18 protein-coding genes are annotated in these 20,384 nt (G+C 53.3%); 9 read left to right on the forward strand and 9 right to left on the reverse strand.

Translation table 11 applies throughout. From position 1 onward, the window contains the following. Positions 1-327: 327 nt before the first annotated feature. Complete coding sequence (locus G544_RS21265; RefSeq protein ID WP_051155598.1) at positions 328-3,510, forward strand: autotransporter family protein; 3,183 nt, start codon at positions 328-330, stop codon at positions 3,508-3,510. A gap of 47 nt (positions 3,511-3,557) precedes the next feature. Here the strand turns inward: G544_RS21265 and G544_RS0106185 are convergent, their stop codons facing one another. The 5 genes from G544_RS0106185 to dnaA form a co-directional block, all read right to left on the reverse strand. Next, the gene (locus G544_RS0106185; RefSeq protein ID WP_027273784.1) at positions 3,558-4,148 is read right to left on the reverse strand and encodes a hypothetical protein; all 591 of its coding nucleotides are present in this window, start codon (positions 4,146-4,148) and stop codon (positions 3,558-3,560) included. Between the two features lie 88 nt (positions 4,149-4,236). Continuing rightward, complete coding sequence (gyrB, locus tag G544_RS0106190) at positions 4,237-6,654, reverse strand: DNA topoisomerase (ATP-hydrolyzing) subunit B (protein WP_027273785.1); 2,418 nt, start codon at positions 6,652-6,654, stop codon at positions 4,237-4,239. 13 nt (positions 6,655-6,667) lie between these two features. Then, complete coding sequence (gene recF / locus G544_RS0106195) at positions 6,668-7,762, reverse strand: DNA replication/repair protein RecF (protein ID WP_027273786.1); 1,095 nt, start codon at positions 7,760-7,762, stop codon at positions 6,668-6,670. Positions 7,763-7,784: 22 nt separating this feature from the next. After that, the gene (gene dnaN / locus G544_RS0106200) at positions 7,785-8,882 is read right to left on the reverse strand and encodes a DNA polymerase III subunit beta (RefSeq protein ID WP_027273787.1); all 1,098 of its coding nucleotides are present in this window, start codon (positions 8,880-8,882) and stop codon (positions 7,785-7,787) included. 5 nt (positions 8,883-8,887) lie between these two features. After that, the gene (gene dnaA, locus G544_RS0106205) at positions 8,888-10,276 is read right to left on the reverse strand and encodes a chromosomal replication initiator protein DnaA (protein WP_027273788.1); all 1,389 of its coding nucleotides are present in this window, start codon (positions 10,274-10,276) and stop codon (positions 8,888-8,890) included. A gap of 793 nt (positions 10,277-11,069) precedes the next feature. Between dnaA and rpmH the strand changes: the two genes are divergently transcribed. The 6 genes from rpmH to G544_RS0106225 all read left to right on the forward strand — a co-directional run bounded on the left by rpmH (position 11,070) and on the right by G544_RS0106225 (position 16,114). Next, positions 11,070-11,210, forward strand: coding sequence for a 50S ribosomal protein L34 (rpmH, locus tag G544_RS21600; protein WP_071783290.1), 141 nt, complete (start codon positions 11,070-11,072; stop codon positions 11,208-11,210). A 17-nt stretch (positions 11,211-11,227) separates the two neighbouring features. Continuing rightward, on the forward strand, positions 11,228-11,593 hold the full coding sequence (rnpA, locus tag G544_RS21605; protein WP_071783292.1) for a ribonuclease P protein component: 366 nt from the start codon (positions 11,228-11,230) through the stop codon (positions 11,591-11,593). After that, positions 11,557-11,817, forward strand: a complete 261-nt coding sequence (yidD, locus tag G544_RS21610) for a membrane protein insertion efficiency factor YidD (protein WP_071783293.1) — start codon at positions 11,557-11,559, stop codon at positions 11,815-11,817. The genes rnpA and yidD overlap by 37 nt, the downstream gene beginning before the upstream one ends. 2 nt (positions 11,818-11,819) lie before the next feature. Beyond that, a complete protein-coding gene (gene yidC, locus G544_RS0106215; RefSeq protein WP_027273790.1) occupies positions 11,820-13,466 on the forward strand; it encodes a membrane protein insertase YidC in 1,647 nt (548 codons plus the stop codon). A 381-nt stretch (positions 13,467-13,847) separates the two neighbouring features. Beyond that, entirely contained in the window at positions 13,848-15,212 is a 1,365-nt protein-coding gene (gene mnmE / locus G544_RS0106220; RefSeq protein ID WP_027273791.1) for a tRNA uridine-5-carboxymethylaminomethyl(34) synthesis GTPase MnmE, read from the forward strand. A 68-nt stretch (positions 15,213-15,280) separates the two neighbouring features. Beyond that, positions 15,281-16,114 (forward strand): DUF6708 domain-containing protein, encoded by an 834-nt coding sequence (locus G544_RS0106225; protein ID WP_027273792.1) that lies wholly within the window; start codon positions 15,281-15,283, stop codon positions 16,112-16,114. A 21-nt stretch (positions 16,115-16,135) separates the two neighbouring features. On the opposite strand, the gene G544_RS21615 is transcribed toward G544_RS0106225, so the two are convergent. Next, a complete protein-coding gene (locus G544_RS21615) occupies positions 16,136-16,360 on the reverse strand; it encodes a helix-turn-helix domain-containing protein (protein WP_071783295.1) in 225 nt (74 codons plus the stop codon). Between the two features lie 108 nt (positions 16,361-16,468). Beyond that, a complete protein-coding gene (locus tag G544_RS20075) occupies positions 16,469-16,780 on the reverse strand; it encodes a YceK/YidQ family lipoprotein (RefSeq protein WP_051155599.1) in 312 nt (103 codons plus the stop codon). 250 nt (positions 16,781-17,030) lie between these two features. Here G544_RS20075 and G544_RS0106235 point away from each other — a divergent pair, with 250 nt between their 5' ends. Further along, on the forward strand, positions 17,031-18,389 hold the full coding sequence (locus G544_RS0106235) for a WG repeat-containing protein (RefSeq protein WP_081650746.1): 1,359 nt from the start codon (positions 17,031-17,033) through the stop codon (positions 18,387-18,389). A 66-nt stretch (positions 18,390-18,455) separates the two neighbouring features. Here G544_RS0106235 and G544_RS0106240 read toward each other — a convergent pair whose 3' ends face one another. Together G544_RS0106240 and G544_RS0106245 are read right to left on the reverse strand one after the other, a co-directional pair. Next, positions 18,456-18,842, reverse strand: coding sequence for a tautomerase family protein (locus G544_RS0106240; protein ID WP_027273794.1), 387 nt, complete (start codon positions 18,840-18,842; stop codon positions 18,456-18,458). Then, positions 18,842-19,150, reverse strand: a complete 309-nt coding sequence (locus G544_RS0106245) for a carboxymuconolactone decarboxylase family protein (RefSeq protein ID WP_027273795.1) — start codon at positions 19,148-19,150, stop codon at positions 18,842-18,844. Before G544_RS0106245 ends, G544_RS0106240 begins: the two co-directional genes overlap by 1 nt. Before the next feature lie 97 nt (positions 19,151-19,247). Between G544_RS0106245 and G544_RS20080 the strand changes: the two genes are divergently transcribed. Beyond that, positions 19,248-20,114, forward strand: a complete 867-nt coding sequence (locus tag G544_RS20080; RefSeq protein WP_036023406.1) for a LysR substrate-binding domain-containing protein — start codon at positions 19,248-19,250, stop codon at positions 20,112-20,114. Positions 20,115-20,384 lie beyond the last annotated feature (270 nt).

Genomic DNA, 20,384 nt, shown 5'->3' on the forward strand with positions numbered 1-20,384 from the left:
TATGATATTATTTTTACACATAGCTCGATCTATTATTTTGATTAAAATGTTAGTTATGACACAATGCTCCAATCAACAGCATTGGGTTTGATATGTGAAAACAACACCGTTTAGATCAACAAGTCAATCATATATTTAAAAAATCGCTCAATTCACTAGTTAAAGCTACCTGCTGATTTTAAACAAGTTAATATTGAAAATTTTCATTCATTAAAAGTAGTTTTGCCAAGTTTCATTGCCCAAAAATAGCAAAATAATTGGTGATGATGTTTATAAATTAAACAAACAGCGCATTGGACATTTTTTGATCTCATCAAAGGAATTGGTATGGAAAAAGTAAATAAGCCTTCAAGCAACAAACCAACAACATATTTATTTAAAAGGCGCCAATTAGTTGGTTTAATTAGCTCAATACTCATAACGGCTACCCCAACCCTTTCCGCTCAAGAATCACAGATCATCGCCGACGCAGCCCATGGCTCTCAAACAGGGCTACAGGGCGGTGTTTATGTCATTAACGGTTTAGCACATACTGACGCCGCATTGATCGCCTCCGGCACCGGATATGAAATTCAGGGCAGCGGGCTGGATATTAAACTTGATCCCTCAATCACAAATAATATCGGTACGCTAATTTACGCTAACGATGGCGGAACGATCTCTTTAGACAGTTCAACCATTACTCAAGGACGAGTTCTAGCAACGGGCGAAGGTTCTAAGCTGGTACTGATTGATTCAAGAATTCAGGAAGATTATTCCGTTGTATACGGCATCGAGTTACGCGATGGCGCAATGGGAGAGCTGAACAATGTAGCCATCAAAGGCAATATGGCGCTCTCGCTGTTAGTCGTCGACGCCTCCGCCAATATTGATAACCTCAACGCTGATAGCGGCATTATCGCCATGGCGGGCTCGGAGATAACGCTAAAAAACAGCACCGTCGACGCGCTCTCCGCCATCGGAACCGGCTTGGAGGTTGATGAAGCATCCACGGCGCATGTAGAGAATACGAAGTTAATCGGTCAGATCAGCGGGCTGGATATCAGAGATAACAGCAGCGTTGTTTTTAACGGCGGTTCCGCTATTGGAAACTATAAGGGCGTAAATCTCCTTAGTAGTAACCTTACCGGGAGCGGCGTTAGCCTACAGGGAAACGACGGTTGGGGAGTGCAGGCAACGCAAGGCAGCACCTTGATCCTTAATAACCATTCCGAAATTATTGGTTCCTTGATGGTTGACAGCAGCAGCATCGATTTGACTGACGTGACTATCCAAGGCCTTAATAAACCTTTGGGGCGGGGAATTTTTGTCGCAAATTGCATCGTTGGGTGCGGTACATTCAGCCTCAAGCGGGTAGATATTGATACGATCGCGGCGCAAGGGCATGGCTTACATCTTTCAACCGGAGGCCAGGCTGAAATATCAGGCTCTAATATTGTCACTCATGGCGAAGGGGCGGCAGGGCTCTATCTTTCAAGCAGTAACGTTAACAGCAGCGCATCTTATATCAACGTAAGCAACAGCCATATTGAAACCGCTGGAGATGGCGCCTATGGCATATCGTTATATACAGGCAATGATAGCCGACAGGCCACCAGCTCGCTGGAAAACGTATCATTGGTAACGAAAGGCGCAGGTAGTGCGGCCCTGTCCGTGCAACAAGGCGCGGCAATCATTGGAACTAACGTCACGGCGGATGTTCAAGGTGAAAATGCGGCTGTCCTGAACTTTGCCAGCGGGAGCTCCGCTAACCATAACAGTATCAGCCTGGACGGCGGCTCACTGAGCAGCCGAAACGGCACCGCTATTACAGCTGGCGGATACAGCGATATTAGTCTGAAAAATCTGGATATTTCTGGAAGCAAAGGCCTGCTTCAGGCATATAATTCAGCCAGTGTCGACATTACTTTCGACCATACCAACGCGAGCGGCGATACTACGGCAACCTCTGACAGCGCCGTTAATATGGCGTTGTTAAATTCATCCGTTTTAACCGGCAGCATCAATAACAGCGCGCTTACCGTCGACAACAGCATCTGGAACGTCACGGGTGATTCATCCGTCAACGGTCTGAAAAACAGTGGTACCGTTAATTTTACCAATATGAGTGGCACTGGCCGCACGCTAACCGTTAACGGCGATTATATAGCAAACGACGCCAACCTTATCCTGAACACCGTTCTAGGCAATGACAGTTCAGAAACGGACAAATTGGTCGTTACTGGCAATACTCTTGGCCATACCTATTTGCAGGTGATGAACGTGGGGGGCCTGGGTGATGATACGGTTAACGGTATTAACGTTATCAGCGTTGGCGGACAATCAGACGGCATCTTCACGCTAAAAGGCCGCGTGGGTTACGGCGGCTATGAGTATTTTCTGCATAAAGGCGACCTGGCTGGAAACGGCGGCGACTGGTATCTGCGCTCTGTTTATTCTGACGTCACGCCTACACCGCCTACGCCAACGGAGCCTACCCTGGAGCCAGAGCCAGTTCCGGAGCCTGTTCCAGCTCCAACGCCAACCCCCTCGAGTAAAGCGGTTATTGAACCCGAAGTTGGCGCCTATATCGGGAATCAGGCGGTCGCAAACACGCTATTTAATTTAAATCTGCATGACCGCATGGGCGAGCCTCAATTTACCGCCAAGGGCGACTCTCTGGCGGAGTCTATGTGGCTGCGGGTTGTCGGTTCCCATGAAAAAAATCATGCGGCTGACGGACGTCTTGAGGTTCAAACCAACGCAAGCGTAGTGCAGCTCGGCGGCGACATCATCCAGTGGAGCACCGGTGAGTCACGTACCCATCTGGGCCTCATGGCGGGCTATGGCGATGCGCATTTAACCTCGGATTCACGGCAGGTTGGTTACTCGGCCAAAAGTGATATCAAGGGCTACAACGTAGGTGTTTATGCAACCTGGTACGCTAATCAGGATTTGCATCAAGACGGCCTGTATGTGGATAGCTGGCTGCAGCATAACTGGTTTGATAACGACGTAAACGGCGACGAACGTTCAACGATTAGCTATAAATCGAAAGGCTATAGCGCATCGTTAGAAACAGGTTATACCCTGAAAATTGGCGAGTTTAATCAAAGTGCACTGTTTATTCAGCCTCAGGCTCAAATTATCTGGTCCGCAATACACGCGGACAAGGTTAACGATGGGCGAGGCAGCATCATTGATAGCGGCACGCCAGACTACTGGCAAAGCAGGGTCGGTGCCCGTACTTATCTACAGGGCCGCTCCCCGGTAGCCAACGACCAGATTTTCCAACCGTTTGTTGAAGTTAACTGGTTACACAGCAATGAAAATTACGGCGTGGACTACAAAATTAGTCAGGGTTCCCGACGCTATGAAAGCGATACGGCTAAAGATATCGCGGAAGTAAAAATCGGCATCGAGGGTAAACTCACTAATAATTTCGCTATTTGGGGAAATATTGGCCAGCAGTTTGATGCCGATAATTACAGCCGAACTTCGGGTACGTTAGGCATCAAGTACCAGTTCTGATGTGATTGATAAATAAAATCCCAGATGGCAAAAGTGTCTCTGGGATTTTAATCTCGCACCAGGCTTTGATAAAAAGATACGCACTGTTCCCACGCCCTTTTCTCAAACCTCCAGCCGGGATGCGCTATCCAAAGGATATTTTCATCCCGCTGTAAAAAGCGGTTCACATAGTTCCTACAGCGCATCAGCCGCTCTTCGTCCCAGCGTTCGCTCACCCAGCCTCTCCACCGTTCGCCAAACCGCAGCATCCCAGACATCGCCTCATCTTCATTGTTCATGCCTACGGGCTGAAACAGGCCGATACCGTCCCAATGCACTGTCTCTGCCTCTTTACGAACTTTAGCGACAATAACCAGACAGCTTAAGTCCAGATCGTCTTCGCAGACCAGAATCGGCACGTTTTGCGTTAATGGGCTTTGCAGCAGCTCCTGAATAAATAGCCGCTCTCCTCGACACATCATTTCCGGCCCCCAGGCCGGATACAGCCCTTTTAGACTCTTAAGAGGAGGCAGGGCATCGTGTTTGCTCTCTGAAACCCACTGTTCCAGACAATCAACGATAGGGATACCGTCTATGGTCAGATAGTCTTCACTATATCCATGAGGCGTCGGAGCGGCACAAATATCAATGTGATTCATGACAATGGCTATATTAAGGGCCCTTGTTTATATAAGAAAGGCAGCCCACTGGCTGCCTTTCTGCTTTTACTCTTAGGCAAACGCCCCGCTACACGTCGAGGTTCGCCACCTTCAGCGCGTTCTCTTCGATAAAGGCGCGGCGCGGTTCAACCTCGTCGCCCATCAGCGTGGTGAACAGCTGGTCGGCGGCGATGGCGTCCTTGATGGTCACCTGGAGCATGCGGCGGCCCTGAGGATCCATGGTGGTTTCCCACAGCTGCTCGGGGTTCATCTCGCCCAGACCTTTATAACGCTGGATGGTCAGGCCGCGGCGCGACTCTTTCACCAGCCAATCGATAGCCTGCGCGAAGCTGGAGACCGGCTGGCGGCGCTCGCCGCGTTCGATGAAGGCGCCGTCTTCGATAAGTTCGCGCAGCTGTTCGCCGAGCTGGCAAATTTTGCGGTATTCGCTGCCGAGCACAAAGTCGACGGTCAGCGGGTAGTTGGTATCTACCCCGTGGGTGCGAACGCCAATAACCGGCTCAAATACGCCGCGCTCGGCGTTTTCACGCACGTCGGCGATATAAGCGCTGCCGTGCTGCTCGCGCTCGTTCAGCGTCGCTACGGTTGCATCGACCCAGGACTGAACCGACGCCCTGTCGGCCATCAGCGCTTCCGTCAGCGTAGGTTGGTATACCAACTGGTTCAGCAGCGCCATCGGCGTGCGGCGTTCCATGCGCTTAAACATCTTCTCAATCGCATAGTACTCGGCAACCAGGCGCTCCAACGGTTCGCCGGCCAGCGCGGGCGCATGCGGGTTAACGTGCAGCGCAGCGCCATCCAGTGCAGTGGTAATCTGATACTGATCCATCGCCTCGTCGTCTTTGATGTACTGCTCCTGCTTGCCTTTCTTCACCTTGTACAGCGGCGGCTGAGCGATATAGACATAGCCGCGTTCGATGACTTCCGGCATTTGACGATAGAAGAACGTCAGCAGCAGCGTACGGATGTGCGAGCCGTCGACGTCGGCATCGGTCATGATGATGATGCTGTGATAGCGCAGCTTGTCCGGATTGTACTCATCGCGACCAATGCCGCAGCCCAGTGCGGTAATCAGCGTCGCGACTTCCTGCGAGGAGAGCATCTTGTCAAAGCGCGCCTTCTCGACGTTGAGGATCTTGCCCTTCAGCGGCAGGATCGCCTGATTCTTACGGTTACGCCCCTGCTTGGCAGAGCCGCCCGCCGAGTCCCCTTCCACCAGGTAGAGTTCAGACAGCGCCGGGTCGCGCTCCTGGCAGTCCGCCAGCTTGCCGGGCAGGCCGCCCAGATCCAACGCGCCCTTGCGGCGAGTCATCTCCCGCGCCTTACGGGCGGCTTCGCGCGCGCGCGCGGCGTCGATAATCTTGCCGACGACGATTTTAGCGTCGCTAGGGTTTTCCAGCAGGTATTCAGACAGCTTTTCCGCCATAACGGATTCAACGGCAGACTTCACTTCGGAAGACACCAGCTTGTCTTTGGTCTGAGAGGAGAACTTGGGATCCGGCACCTTAACGGAAACAACGGCAACCAGGCCTTCACGGGCGTCGTCGCCGGTGGCGCTGATTTTCGCCTTCTTGCTGTAGCCTTCGGCTTCCATATAGTTATTCAACGTACGGGTCATCGCCGCGCGGAAGCCGGCGAGGTGAGTCCCCCCGTCGCGCTGCGGAATATTGTTGGTAAAGCAGTAGATATTTTCCTGGAAGCCGTCGTTCCACTGCAAAGAAACCTCTACGTTGATGCCTTCTTTATTCTCGTTGGAGAAATAAAACACCGACGGATGGATCGGATTCTTGTTGCGGTTCAGGTAGTCGACAAACGCCTTGATGCCGCCTTCATAGTGGAAGTGATCGTGCTTATCGTCGCGCTCATCGTTTAGCTTGATAGAAACGCCGGAGTTCAAAAACGACAGCTCGCGCAGGCGCTTGGCCAGAATGTCGTACTGGAATTCCAGATTGCTGGAAAAGGTGTCCGGACTTGGCCAGAAGCGAATGCGGGTACCGGTTTTATCGCTCTCGCCGATAGGCGCAAGCGGCGCTTCCGGCACGCCGTGACGATAGATTTGTCGGTAGACCTTGCCGCCGCGATCGATAACCATCTCCAGCTTATCGGACAGCGCGTTCACTACCGATACCCCTACGCCGTGCAGGCCGCCGGAAACTTTATACGAGTTATCGTCAAACTTGCCGCCGGCGTGCAGTACGGTCATGATAACCTCCGCCGCCGACACGCCCTCTTCGGGGTGGATGTCCGTCGGAATACCGCGGCCGTCGTCCTGTACGGAGACAGAGTTATCGCTGTGGATGGTGACTACGATATCCTTACAGTAACCCGCCAGCGCCTCGTCGATCGCGTTATCGACAACCTCAAATACCATGTGGTGCAGGCCGGTTCCGTCGTCCGTGTCACCGATGTACATTCCCGGTCGCTTACGAACCGCGTCCAGACCTTTTAACACCTTGATACTTGAGGAATCATATGTATTCGACATTAGCGTTTCTCGCTCACTCTAAATCCTGTGGTTGATGCTGTATTTTGCCATGTTCTACTAAGAACATCCTGCCATTTTTGTCCATCATGTCAGCAATCTGCTCAGCGCTGACGGCGCTGACAAACACCTGCGCGCCGGTCGCTTTCAGGCGGTCAGCTAACAGCTTGCGGCGCTGAACGTCAAGCTCAGAGGCAAAATCATCGATAAGATACAGGCAACGGCGTCCGCTCTGGCGAGTAAGGAACTCCCCCTGAGCCAAGCGCAGTGCGCACATCAGTAACTTAAGCTGCCCGCGAGACAGCATATCTTCGACCGGCACGCCGTCCGCCCGAATGCGGAAATCCGCCTTGTGCGGGCCGGACGCCGTATAGGTCAGCGCCCGATCGCGCTCAAACTGCCGTTCGAGCAGTTCGCCATAGTCGCACTCTTTATCCCAACCGCGCTGAAAAGAGAACGACAGCGAAAACTCCGGTAAAAACGCGCTGCAGGTTTGAGTAATATCCTGCGCGATTGCCTCGGCGTAGGCCGCGCGCCACTCGCTCACCTGCGTCGCCAGCGGGACTATCTCTTTGTCCCACGGGCGGATCTGCGAATAGCGTTGGGTTTGACGCAGCGCGGCGTTACGCTGCTTCAGCAGCCGCCTGAGGTTATTCCAGCCGTGAAAGAAATGAGGCTCGCTGTGAAAGCATCCCCAGTCCAAAAAGGCCCGACGGTACTTCGGCCCGCCGTTCAATAGCGTAAAGCCTTCCGGCGTTATCAGCTGGATAGGCAAAAGCTGAGCCAGCTCAGACACTTTGTGCCCGTCGCTGCCGTCAATACGCACCAGCGTATCCCCCAACCGACTTTTACGCAGACCAATCGACAGCTCGCGTTCGCCGCCGTCGGCTATTCTACCATGTAATACAAATTCCTGCTGCTCATGCCGCACTACGCGCCCGGTTTGCAGGCTGCGAAAGGCGCGGCCGTGCCCCAGCGCGTATACCGCTTCCAATACGCTGGTCTTTCCGCTGCCGTTAGGGCCAATAAAAAAATTAAAGCCGGCAGACGGTGTCAGGTCTGCCGACGTAATGTTGCGGAAATCGTTGATCAGTAAACGGGTTAATGCCATTTAAATACGACGTGAGCTCCGCTTACAGGCGCATAGGCATAACGACGTAGGCTGCGCTGACGTTATCGCAGTCTTCCAGCTGTACGCTGGACACCGAGTCCGTCAACAGCATTCTCACCTCTTCGCACTTCAGGGCGTTGAGCACGTCCAGCACGTAGCTGACGTTAAAGCCGATTTCCAGATCGGTGCCGTCGTAGCGTACGTCGAGGATCTCTTCCGCCTCTTCCTGCTCGGGGTTGTTGGCCGTGATCTTCAGCTGGTTCTGATTCAGATGCAGCCGCACGCCGCGGAACTTCTCGTTAGAGAGGATCGCCGCGCGGGAAAACGCCTGCTTGAGCTCATCGCAGTTGGCTTCCAGCGTTTTGTCCGGATTTTTAGGCAGAACGCGACGATAGTCGGGGAAGCGACCGTCGACCAGCTTGGAGGTGAAGATAAAGTCGCCGACGTGGGCGCGAATGTTGTTGCTGCCGATTTGCAGCCTGACGTCGTTGCTGTTGTCCAACAGGCGGAACAGCTCCAGAACGCCTTTGCGCGGCACGATAACGTCGTGCGGCGGCAGCTTCTGGCCGACGGACATCGAGCAGACCGCCAGGCGGTGGCCGTCCGTCGCGACGGTGCGCAGCTCTTCCCCTTCGGTTTCAAACATCATGCCGTTGAGGTAGTAGCGCACGTCCTGATGGGCCATAGAGAACTGGGTCGCTTCAATCAGGCGCTTGAGCGTCGCCTGCGGCAGCGTGAACTCCACGTCGCTCTTCCAGTCGTCCAGGTTCGGGTAGTCAGCCGCCGGCAGCGTAGAAAGCGAGAAGCGGCTGCGCCCGGAGCGAACCAGCACGCGGTCGTTTTCCAGCGCAAAGCTGATTTCCGCGCCGTCGGGCAGGCCGCGGCAAATATCGAGAAACTTCCGCGCCGGCACGGTGATAGCGCCCGGTTCATGGGGCTGCGTCAGGCTGATACGGGCGACCATCTCCATTTCCAGGTCAGTACCGGTTAGCAGTAAATAGCCTTCCGTCACTTGAATCAGAAGATTGCCGAGAATGGGCAGCGTAGGACGGCCGCCCAGCGGGCTGCTAACCTGTTGCAGCGGCTTTAACAAATGTTCACGGTCAATGATAAATTTCATAAGCGTTATGATGATAGTGTTCTGATTAAGTTAGAAAAATCTTCTTTAATGTCGTGACTTTCTTCACGCAGCTGCTCAATTTTACGACAAGCGTGCAGCACCGTAGTGTGATCCCTACCGCCAAACGCGTCGCCGATTTCCGGCAGGCTGTGGTTGGTCAACTCTTTCGCCAGCGCCATCGCCATCTGGCGCGGGCGGGCGACCGAACGGGAACGGCGCTTGGAAAGCAGATCGGCGATTTTGATTTTATAGTATTCGGCGACGGTTTTCTGAATGTTGTCGATAGTCACCAGCTTTTCTTGTAAAGCCAGCAGGTCGCGCAGCGCTTCGCGCACGAAGTCGATGGTAATTGCGCGGCCGGTAAAGTTGGCGTTGGCGATAACCCGGTTGAGCGCGCCTTCCAGCTCCCGCACGTTGGAACGCAGGCGCTTGGCGATGAAAAACGCCACTTCCGCCGGCAGGCGAATGTCGTTCTCATCGGCTTTTTTCATCAGGATAGCCACACGGGTTTCCAGCTCCGGCGGCTCAATAGCCACCGTCAGCCCCCAGCCGAAGCGGGATTTCAGACGATCCTCAACCCCGTTGATCTCTTTCGGGTAACGGTCAGACGTCAAAATGATTTGCTGGTTACCTTCTAACAGCGCGTTGAAGGTGTGGAAAAACTCTTCCTGCGAGCGCTCTTTATTAGCAAAAAACTGAATGTCGTCGATAAGCAGCGCGTCAACGGAGCGGTAGTAGCGCTTAAATTCTTCTATCGCGTTGTTTTGCAGCGCTTTTACCATGTCCTGAACGAAACGCTCGGAGTGCATGTAAACCACTTTGGCGTTAGGCTTGCGCTCGATGATGCCGTTGCCGACCGCGTGCAGCAGGTGAGTTTTACCCAAACCGGTGCCGCCGTATAAAAACAGCGGGTTGTAGGCGCCGCCGGGGTTATCGGCCACCTGGCGCGCTGCCGCTCTCGCCAGCTGGTTGGATTTACCCTCGACGAAGTTGTCGAACTGATGCTTGGGATTAACGCCGGAGCGGTAGGCCAGCTCGGGCTGAGACGATGCGTTCTCCCAGCTTGGCCTCACGGCCGCCGCACGGGCGTTCTCCGCAGGCTCTGCGCCGCTGGGTGCCGCCTTCTTCACGCCTCGAGCGGGAGCCACCGACTTGGCTCCGACCTCAAAACGAAGCTTTGGGACTTCAGTCCCGCAAAAGTCGTTAAGCAGCGCATTGATGTTGTTCAGATACTTATCGCGGACCCAGTCAAGCACAAAGCGATTGGGCGCGTAAAGAGCGAGCGTATTGTCACTCAGTTCCGCCTGCAGCGGGCGGATCCACATACTGAATTCTGTGGCAGGTAATTCATCTTGCAGTCGGGCAAGGCACTGCTGCCAAAGAGAAAGTGACACGGCGAACTCCACTCGAACGAGAAATAAATAACCAAAGCAAAGGAGACAGATCCTTCCCGTTTCACTCCTTTACCACGAAATAGGCCACGGCCTGGCGCGGTTATAAACGACGCGGACGATGGCGTGAGGATCCGGTCAAACGATCCGCATCCCCTTGTTGCGCCCGCGGGCGCGCTTTCGGCATCCATAGATAATAGCGTAAAGCGCAGAAGAGATCTTCACTATCTCACAGCAAGAGAGGCTATTTATCCACAGGTCTCGGCAGTTTACAGAAATAGATTCGCCGAGTGTCTACTTAGATCAAAAAGTTACTATCTAAAGATAGAAAGGGCTCCCCGACGGAGCCCGTTTTGGATTCTACGATGGGTTGAGACCGTAATGCAACAACCGGCCTGTGGATAACCTATGTCCATTTATACACCGGACAAACCATCAACGATCGCAACAATTTATTGAGGATCGTTGCCGGATCCTTGCCATTTTCTTGGGAAAACGTATAATCCTCAGCCCTACTTGTGGCGCTTCTCGTTTTCCGGCCCCGTTCGTTTTATCAGCGCTTTCGCTCAGCTTTATGTGGCGATGGCCTTGTAAGACGGCATTAAGGTTCTGGAAGCCGTAGCAAAAGCTACGAGTTTTTAAACGAAGACAAGCGTTCTGAATTGACTCCGGGCTGTACAATTTATACAATCCCGCCTCTTTGTACATTGTGATTGAGGCGCCGGTCGTTTTCAGGTCGAGTAGCCAAACGCATTGACTGATTTCAGTGATAATTAAGATTTAGGTAGAGAACGCCATGAAACGCACTTTCCAACCGTCCGTATTAAAGCGTAACCGTGCTCACGGTTTTCGCGCTCGTATGGCCACCAAGAACGGTCGTCAGGTTTTAGCCCGCCGCCGTGCTAAAGGCCGCTCTCGCTTAACTGTTGCCGGTTAATCGAGTTAACCATCTGTGTGGTTAAGCTTAAGCTAGCATTTCCCAGGGAGTTACGTTTGTTAACTCCCGGTAATTTCTCGTTTGTTTTTCAACAGCCGCAGCGCGCGGGTTCCCCCCAGATAACCATCCTTGGCCGACTCAACACGTTGGGACATCCACGTCTTGGTCTGACCGTCGCCAAAAAACACGTAAAGAGAGCCCATGAACGCAATCGGATCAAGCGCCTTACGCGCGAGAGCTTCCGCCTGCATCAGCATGATCTCCCGTCGATGGATTTTGTCGTCATAGCCAAAAAAGGGGTCGGCGACCTGGATAACCGCTCTCTGACGGAGACACTGGATAAGCTATGGCGTCGTCACCGTCGGCAGGTAGCCGGTTCCTGATTATGTTGATACGAGGTTATCAGCTTTTCATCAGCCCGTTACTGGGGCCGCACTGCCGGTTCAGGCCAACCTGTTCTCAATACGGAATTGAGGCATTGCGCAGGTTTGGCATGCTTAAAGGGAGTTGGTTGACAATCAAACGCGTATTAAAATGCCATCCTTTACACGAAGGTGGCGACGATCCGGTTCCGCCTAACAATACTGACCATAATAGAGAACATTAACAATGGATTCTCAACGTAATCTACTTCTTATCGCTCTGCTGTTCGTTACCTTTATGATCTGGCAGACATGGGAAACGGATAATGCGCCGCAGCCGGCAACGCCGCCCGCCGCGCAGCAAACAGCCGCTACCGGCGCCGGTTCAACCCAGTCAGAGCTGGCTGCGGGCAAAGGCGGTGTTATCACCGTTAAAACCGACGTTCTGTCCGTCGTCATCAACACCCGCGGCGGCGATATTCAGGAAGCCGATCTGCTGGCTTACCCGGATACGCTGGGCTCAGACAAGCCGTTCAAGCTGCTTGAAAACACCCCCGACTTCTCCTATCTGGCCTTAAGCGGCCTGGTAGGCCGCGACGGCCCGGACAACCCGGCCAACGGCGAACGCCCTCTGTTCACTACCGCGCAGGACGTTTTTGAACTGGCGGACGGTCAGGATACGCTTAGCGTACCGATGACCTACACCGACAGCCGCGGCGTCAAGTACACCAAAACGTTTGTCTTCAAGCGCGGCGGCTACGCGGTTGACGTTGATTACACCGTAAACAACGCCGCCCAGCAGCCTCTTGAAGTCGTTATGTTTGGTCAACTGAAGCAAACCGCCAAACTTCCTAAGGCTCGCGACAACGGCAGCAGCAACTTTGCGCTGCACACCTATCGCGGCGGCGCCTATTCGTCGACTGACACCAAGTATAAAAAGTACAGCTTCGACGACATGGCGGAAGAAAACCTGAAGATAGACACCAAAGGCGGCTGGGTCGCCATGCTTCAGCAGTACTTTGCGACCGCCTGGATCCCGAATAAAGACGGCGAGAACACCTTCTTCACCACCAAAGGTCAAGACGGCCTGTCCTCCATCGGCTTTAGAAACGCGCCGGTCATCGTAGCGCCGGGCGCCACCGAGCAGCTCAGCGCCAAGCTGTGGGTCGGCCCGGAGCTTCAGGCACAGATGGCGCAAGTCGCCGATCACCTGGACCTGACCGTAGACTACGGCTGGCTGTGGTTCCTCTCTCAGCCGCTGTTTAAACTGCTGAAGTTTATCCAGAGCTTTGTCGGCAACTGGGGCTTCTCCATCATCATTATCACCTTCATCGTGCGCGGCATCATGTACCCGCTGACCAAAGCGCAGTACACCTCCATGGCGAAGATGAAGCTGCTGCAGCCGAAGCTGCAGGCAATGCGTGAGCGTATCGGCGACGACAAGCAGCGCATGAGTCAGGAAATGATGGCGCTGTACAAAGAAGAAAAGGTTAACCCGCTGGGCGGCTGCTTCCCGCTGATCATCCAGATGCCTATCTTCCTTGCGCTGTACTACATGCTGATGGGCTCCGTCGAGCTGCGCCACGCGCCGTTCGCACTGTGGCTCCACGACCTGTCCGCACAGGACCCGTACTACGTCCTGCCGCTGCTGATGGGCGGAACCATGTTCCTGATTCAGAAGATGTCGCCGACGCCGGTCACCGATCCGATGCAGCAGAAGATCATGACCTATATGCCGGTTATCTTCACCGTCTTCTTCCTGTGGTTCCCGTCGGGCCTGGTGCTGTACTATATCGTCAGTAACCTGGTGACCATTATCCAGCAGAAGCTTATCTACCGCGGTCTGGAGAAGAAGGGCCTGCACCATCGTGAGAAAAAAGAGAAGAAAGCGTAATTCACGAGCGTCGCAGTAACGAGATAAACATAAAAGGCGATCGCGAGATCGCCTTTTAATTTAGTAGTAAAAGATTTAAATCAACTTTCAGCGATCGTTCCGGCCGAAAATACTCAGTGCCTATACGATCATTGTGCTCGGCCGGAAGGGCGGCTTGTATTAGGTCTGGGAGTGCGACGGGCATAGCCTTCCTAGGGGCGCTTCGTTGGCTTACGCCAAGTCGACCCCAACGGAAGACTCTCCCGTCGATTAACTTCGTATATTTTCAGAACCTATTTCAGGTGCTCGCCATCTATTTGAGGCAGTCATAGCGGCCGCCTTTTTATATCTATTCGGCCAAAAGCGGTGTAAACAATCACTATATAAACAGAGAGCCAAGCCATGAACAGTACCGATACCATCGTAGCCCAAGCCACCCCGCCGGGACGCGGCGGCGTCGGCATTTTGCGCGTTTCGGGGCCAAAGGCGGCTATCGTCGCACAGCAAGTGCTTGGCAAGCTCCCTAAGCCACGCTACGCCGACTATCTGCCGTTTCGCGACGCCGAAGGGCAGGTGCTCGATCAGGGCATCGCGCTGTACTTCCCCGGCCCCAATTCGTTTACCGGCGAAGACGTGCTGGAGCTTCAGGGCCACGGCGGTCCGGTGATCCTGGATTTATTGCTTAAGCGCATCCTGACCATTTCCGGCGTTCGCATCGCCAATCCGGGCGAATTTTCCGAACGGGCGTTTCTCAACGACAAGCTGGATCTGGCGCAGGCGGAAGCCATTGCCGACCTGATTGACGCCAGCTCCGAACAGGCGGCGCGCTCTGCGGTCAATTCGCTGCAGGGGGCGTTCTCCAACCGGGTTCACCAGCTTGTGGAAGCGCTCACTCACTTGCGCATCTACGTTGAAGCGGCCATCGACTTCCCTGACGAAGAGATCGACTTTTTGTCCGACGGGAAAATCCAAGCCCAGCTTAGCCAGGTGATTGACGAACTCAACGGCGTTCGCGCCGAGGCCCGGCAGGGCAGCCTGCTGCGCGAAGGAATGAAGGTAGTGATCGCCGGGCGCCCCAACGCCGGTAAGTCCAGCCTGCTCAACGCGCTGGCCGGTCGGGAAGCGGCCATCGTCACCGACATCGCCGGCACCACCCGCGACGTGCTGCGCGAACATATCCACATCGACGGCATGCCGCTGCACGTTATTGACACTGCCGGCCTGCGCGAGGCTAACGACGAAGTCGAGCGCATCGGCATCGAGCGCGCCTGGCAGGAAATCGACCAGGCCGACCGCGTGCTGTTCATGGTAGACGGCACTACCACCGACGCCACCGCGCCACAGGACATCTGGCCCGAGTTTACCGCCCGTCTGAATCCGAGCGTCCCGATTACCGTGGTGCGCAACAAGGCCGACCTGACCGGCGAACCGCTGGGATTGACGGAGGTTAGCAGTCACTCACTTATTCGCCTGTCGGCCCGCACCGGCGAAGGCGTGCAGGCCCTACGCGACCACCTGAAGGCCAGCATGGGCTTTACCAGCAACACCGAGGGCGGCTTCCTCGCCCGCCGCCGCCATCTGCAGGCGCTGGAAACGGCGGCGGAACATCTCGACCAAGGCATGGAGCAGTTAGTAAGCGCTCGCGCTGGGGAGCTGCTGGCGGAGGAGCTGCGGCAGGCGCAGCAGAGCTTAAGCGAGATTACTGGGGAGTTTACCTCTGACGATCTTCTGGGAAGGATTTTTTCGAGTTTTTGTATTGGGAAGTAGGTTTTGTTAAATAAGCCACGTATTACAAGGGCAATGCAATACTCCATGTCATTTTTACAAGGAAAGGTATGAACTACGAAAAAGAGGAGCAGTCTTCCATTCAAAAAGAGCTATTACATAGCGCACTACACGACTTTCTTTATCAAGAAACAAAAACGTTTTTTAACTCAGCATCTAAGAGTAATTTTGAAATCAATGAGCTTTCACCTGCTGATAAATCAAATAAAATTCATGCGAAAATGCCATGGTTAACAGAAATCAATGATAATTACTTTGAATTTCGCAGGCCTGCCCCTGATACGATTGTTTTGAGCTTTATGTTCTCTTTTCTCTTAATACCCTGTTTGTTATCTTCAGTTCTATTTCTCACATCAGGTAAAATAATGGTGATACCTGACATATTTTTTCTACTAGCGCTCTACATAAGTCTATTCAGCGTAAGATATTCCTTTTTCACCCCACAGGCAATGCCGGTAAGATTTAACCGGAAAAATAAGAAGATCTACTTTCTCGAAAGAAAGGTTAGAAAAAATATTTTTGCTCGATGGCCGTTAAGCGTAAAAAAGATGGACTTTGAAAACGTTAGGGCATGGCACGTTAGCATGGCCTCAAGCCGAGGCGCTTCATACCATGCGGTTCACCTCGTCGAATTTACGCCCGATGGCAATAACATTATTTGCCAGGCGCCATTATACGTCTGTAGAAAACCGCTTAGCCCTAAAAAAATGTATGAAGAGTTTGAATACATATACTCTATCTGGGTATATTGCCAAAAATACATGAATAAAAAACCCGTGTCATATTCATTTAAAAACAATCCATCACCCCAAATTTTGGCGAATAATTGGCTAGCTAAATGGCCGGCGGATATAGACAAGGAATCCAGATCTATCACAGGCTAAATATTCAACTTATCTACTAAATTAAACTCCGCGCCGTTCCCTTCCCAAATATCGTGATGGCCATATCTCCTCAGGGCAAACGCCAATCCTGTCGGCAATAATCCTTTCCCCCTTCGGCCAAGGGCGAACTAAAGCGTTTGCCAGCGTAGAAGAACTCAATCCAGCGGAGCGGGAAAGCGCAGCCAGAGTTGTACCCGTTTTACGTAAAGCCGCAATAATATCGGCCGGATGCCAGTCTTGTTTCATGTGGTTTACCCCTGTGAACAATAAAGATGGCGCGATATTACGTTATCGACAAAAGGCCGGATACTACGACTTTCGTAGTTATAAATGATGAAGAGTTGGCAATATAACTTATTGCTCCTCGGGCGCTTTTTCCTTCGAACTCACCCCATAAATAACCCCATCCACCGGCAGCAGCACGGTATCCAGCACAAAGCTAAACGGCAGATCGAGAATAATAAACGGTTTCGCAATACCGTGGCTTATGCACCCCATTGCAGCAACGCCGCCCGCGCCGCACTGGTAGTTAAGCTCTCTTACCGACTCTCGCACGCCGGGGTAAACGTAATATTCGTCATATTTATCAGAGCGGGTAATAATGCTGCTGCACCCAGAAAGAAAAAGCGTCGTCAGTAAAATACCGTTAGTTATCAAAAATCTCATGGTTAAATCCTTTTTACCCTATATGTCCTAATTTCTCTAACGCCCGATATTATAACCGACAAAAAAATCAGGAATGGAAATTAATGAGTTGCCAGATGTTTAGAAAAGTTAGCGTGTACTCACATCGATAGGCAACCGACAGGAACGTTTACGCCCAACGCCTTGTTGAGTAATATTCCACCAAAGCATTTTATATTGGAAAACGGCGCGACCTACGGGCATTCAGCCGCCTCCCGCCACAGCTCGAAACATGGAAGAACATCATATGGCCCTTTACCGCATCAATAAACGCGCTCTCGCTTCATTCGCCCTGCTTTGCCTGACCGCCTGTTCGCCATCGGACAAACAGGACACCAGAGCCATCGACTCCCAGTCGCTTATCCCGGTGTGCGTCTCCTGGGATCAAACCTACTGCGGATTGTTAAATCGAAACGGTGAACAGGTTGCGCCCCCAATTTACCGTTCACTTTATAACCAACCCGACGTTTGGATTGGCGCTCGTCATGACGGCAAAACCGACGTGTTTGATCTTCAGGGCAAGCCGCTGGGGCAAATTCACAATTCAAGCATCCATAAGCTCGGCGACGGTATACTCGTTGACGACAATAAGCACTTCTATCGCTACGATGGAAGCGAAATTCCGGTAGAAAATAATAGCGTGCAGTTCATCGGTTCAATGTCGGAAGGGCTAATCCGCGCCACTGCCCAAGACTCACGGCAAAAATATAAATCCGGCTACGTGGATATGAACCTGCAGTGGGTTGTTCCGCCCACGTACGATTCTGTGAGTAAATTCCACGAGGGCTTTGCGGAAGCCTTTGTCGGCGATCAAGACCACCGAAAAATCACCCTTATCGATAAAACCGGAAAAATGCGTACCCCGCTGATACCCGGCGTCCGGCTGTTTTGGCTGTATGGCAACAAGTGGCTTCGTTGGACGGGAGAGCCCTACAGGGAAAAGTCAGACCTTATCGACACCACCGGCCAGGTCCTTATCAGCAATATTTCCACCGTGACCAAAGAAAAAGGCGCCCGCATCGTGCCTTACTTTCAAGAAGGCAAATGCGGCCTGCTGGATCTTGAGACGCTGAAAGAAACCCCCGTCGCTTCGGCAGACTGTAACTATTCCGGTGATTTTAGCGACGGCGTGGTCTGGATATCCGGAAAAAAGGGCAATGACTTCTACTCGCCTAAAAGCTGGCTGCTCGTTAACCAGCAGGGGCAGACGCTGTTTGAGGCCGACTACCGCGCTCCGCAGCCGTTCTATCAGGGGTTCTCCGTCGTACGAAACCAAAGCAACGGCTATGGCGTTATTGATAAAAGCAACCGCGTCGTCTTCCCGCTTGAATACGAAGATATTAAAACGCCGTGGCTAACCGTAGCGCAAACGCCAAACTTCGGCGACGTATGGTGGTTTAGCAAAAAGGACGCGCCGGACACCCAGCAGCTAATGAGCAGCAGCGGGAAACTCATCGCCACCGTGCAGCATCGCGTCGTGCAGAAAAAAGGAGAACCGTGCGACAGCTATAGCGGCGGCATTGACATCGTCACCGACGCCAAGGGCAAGCGCCTGTGGGAAAAGGAACGGCTTGAGGTCTGCCGGCGCTAATCCGTTAACGCAGCGGCGCGCCAACGCCGCTGCCCTTTTCACCCTCAATAGTTGATAGAACGCCTGCTACTTCGGCAGCTCAAACATCATCCCGTTGCCAAAGCTCCAGTCCTCAGGGTGGGTGAACTGAATGACCACCATCACGTCATCAGGCTCAATGCCTACCTCTGCGTGGAGCCGGGCGCTCAGCGCCTGATAAAGCGCGGCCTTTTGCTCGCGGCTTCGGGGCTTACCGGCCACGATGTGGAACAAAATAAAGTCTTCCGAACGCTGGCCGGTCAAATAGCGAGGATGATACACCCGCCGCCCGGCGGGCAGCGCCTCAATAACCTGAAAGCGGTCGTCCTGCGGAACGGCGAACGTATCTACCAACGTCTGATGCAAAACGTCGGAGATCTGCTTTAGCCTGGCGTCGTCATATCCCTCACGCAGAATAATGCGGGTAAAAGGCATCAGCGTTCCTCCTCGGGCAAGCACTCCAGCGCAGACACCGCAGCGGGCCAACCGGCGTAAAAAGCCAAGTGAGTGAACACTTCCACCATTTCATCGAGCCGAATGCCGTTTTGCTGTGCGAACTCGATGTGCCAAGGAAGCTGACGCGTTTTTCCCATTGCCGTCAGGGCGGCTAGCGTAACAAGGCTCCGTTCACGCGGCGTAAGCGCGGTGCGCTGCCACAAATCTCCAAACAAGACGTCCTGAGTCAACTGCGCCAGCTTTGGCGCCAACTGTTGCAGCGTGTCGCGATCGAGAGAGCGAGTCATCGTATTTCTCCAGTTAACAGGTTGAAAACATCATCGCTCTGGAAAATACTTAAATAAATCGCAACATTTTGCACTCAGCGTTCAGGATTTCGGGACGATGACAGAAAAAAGCCCCCTCGCGCTCGACCTCGACGCCCTACGCAGTTTGGTATTCGGCATCGATTCCGGCAGCTTCGCCCTTGCGGCACAGCGCCTGTACCGCTCCACTTCAGCGGTTAGCGCACAGCTAAAGAAGCTGGAGCAACAGTGCGGCACGCCGCTGTTGGAAAAACGGGGCCGGGGGTTAGGGCTGACGCCCAGCGGAGAAGTTCTGCTAAGCTATGCCCGCCGCCTATTGGCGCTCAACGATGAGGCGCTGCGCACAATTACTGGCGAGCGGCTGCAGGGAGAAGTCCACTTGGGCATGCAGGAAGACTTTGGCGAATCGCTGATGCCTGAAGTGCTCGGGCGCTTCAACCGCCAGCACCCAGGGCTTCGCATCACCGCGCGTGTCGATCGCAACCAGCCGCTGGTCGACGGCGTTCGACGGGGCGAGCTGGATCTGGCGTTGGCGTGGCACCATCAGGCGCTGCCTAACCCACCAATTGCCCAACTGCCGCTGCGCTGGATTGCGTTGCCGTCGCTGATTCTGGATCAAAGCGAGCCGCTGCCTTTGGTGCTGTTTGAAGCCCCCTGCCTGATGCGCAACGCTGCGCTGGAAGCGCTAAACCACGCGGGCATCCCTTGGCGCGTGGCGTTCACCAGCCACAGCCTGAGCGGCATTTGGGCCGCCGTCAGCGCCGGGCTGGGTATTACCGTGCGAACCCGCATCGGCCTGCCGACCACGCTTACAACGCTCAACGACCCCGATCTTCCCGAACTGCCACAGATGGGCATCGCGCTGCTGGAGAGCAGCTCCAGTCCAAGCGACGCGGTGGCCCACCTGCGCCATCTTCTGCATACCGTCATTAAGGATGCGCTTTAGAGACTATTGATGAAAGCGCAATATAGATTGCGCTCTTCAGAGAACCGTTATTATTGAGTAGGCAACGCCATATCGAATAAAAATATTAATACTTACCTATATATAGAAATAACTATCTTAAAGCCAAATGGCTCTCTTTGAATAAACAGATTAATTATATTAACGAAACCTTTACATTAGGCGTTCTTGTAATTTTACCTACCTCCTGTAAAATCTCGCTGTTAAAAAAAAACACCATTTAATTATTTAGCAAACTAAAACCAAGACGCA

Source organism: Leminorella grimontii ATCC 33999 = DSM 5078, assembly GCF_000439085.1.
Lineage (GTDB): Bacteria > Pseudomonadota > Gammaproteobacteria > Enterobacterales > Enterobacteriaceae > Leminorella > Leminorella grimontii.

What these genes read in the sequence shown, in the direction of transcription:
- gyrB (WP_027273785.1), bottom strand. Translation starts at nt 6,654, where the DNA reads ATGTCGAATACATATGATTCCTCAAGTATCAAGGTGTTAAAAGGTCTG.
- G544_RS0106235 (WP_081650746.1), top strand. Translation starts at nt 17,031, where the DNA reads ATGGAAGAACATCATATGGCCCTTTACCGCATCAATAAACGCGCTCTC.
- G544_RS21615 (WP_071783295.1), bottom strand. Translation starts at nt 16,360, where the DNA reads ATGAAACAAGACTGGCATCCGGCCGATATTATTGCGGCTTTACGTAAA.
- G544_RS0106225 (WP_027273792.1), top strand. Translation starts at nt 15,281, where the DNA reads ATGAACTACGAAAAAGAGGAGCAGTCTTCCATTCAAAAAGAGCTATTA.
- yidD (WP_071783293.1), top strand. Translation starts at nt 11,557, where the DNA reads ATGGCGTCGTCACCGTCGGCAGGTAGCCGGTTCCTGATTATGTTGATA.
- G544_RS21265 (WP_051155598.1), top strand. Translation starts at nt 328, where the DNA reads ATGGAAAAAGTAAATAAGCCTTCAAGCAACAAACCAACAACATATTTA.
- recF (WP_027273786.1), bottom strand. Translation starts at nt 7,762, where the DNA reads ATGGCATTAACCCGTTTACTGATCAACGATTTCCGCAACATTACGTCG.
- G544_RS0106240 (WP_027273794.1), bottom strand. Translation starts at nt 18,842, where the DNA reads ATGCCTTTTACCCGCATTATTCTGCGTGAGGGATATGACGACGCCAGG.
- rpmH (WP_071783290.1), top strand. Translation starts at nt 11,070, where the DNA reads ATGAAACGCACTTTCCAACCGTCCGTATTAAAGCGTAACCGTGCTCAC.
- G544_RS20080 (WP_036023406.1), top strand. Translation starts at nt 19,248, where the DNA reads ATGACAGAAAAAAGCCCCCTCGCGCTCGACCTCGACGCCCTACGCAGT.
- yidC (WP_027273790.1), top strand. Translation starts at nt 11,820, where the DNA reads ATGGATTCTCAACGTAATCTACTTCTTATCGCTCTGCTGTTCGTTACC.
- G544_RS0106185 (WP_027273784.1), bottom strand. Translation starts at nt 4,148, where the DNA reads ATGAATCACATTGATATTTGTGCCGCTCCGACGCCTCATGGATATAGT.
- G544_RS0106245 (WP_027273795.1), bottom strand. Translation starts at nt 19,150, where the DNA reads ATGACTCGCTCTCTCGATCGCGACACGCTGCAACAGTTGGCGCCAAAG.
- dnaN (WP_027273787.1), bottom strand. Translation starts at nt 8,882, where the DNA reads ATGAAATTTATCATTGACCGTGAACATTTGTTAAAGCCGCTGCAACAG.
- G544_RS20075 (WP_051155599.1), bottom strand. Translation starts at nt 16,780, where the DNA reads ATGAGATTTTTGATAACTAACGGTATTTTACTGACGACGCTTTTTCTT.
- mnmE (WP_027273791.1), top strand. Translation starts at nt 13,848, where the DNA reads ATGAACAGTACCGATACCATCGTAGCCCAAGCCACCCCGCCGGGACGC.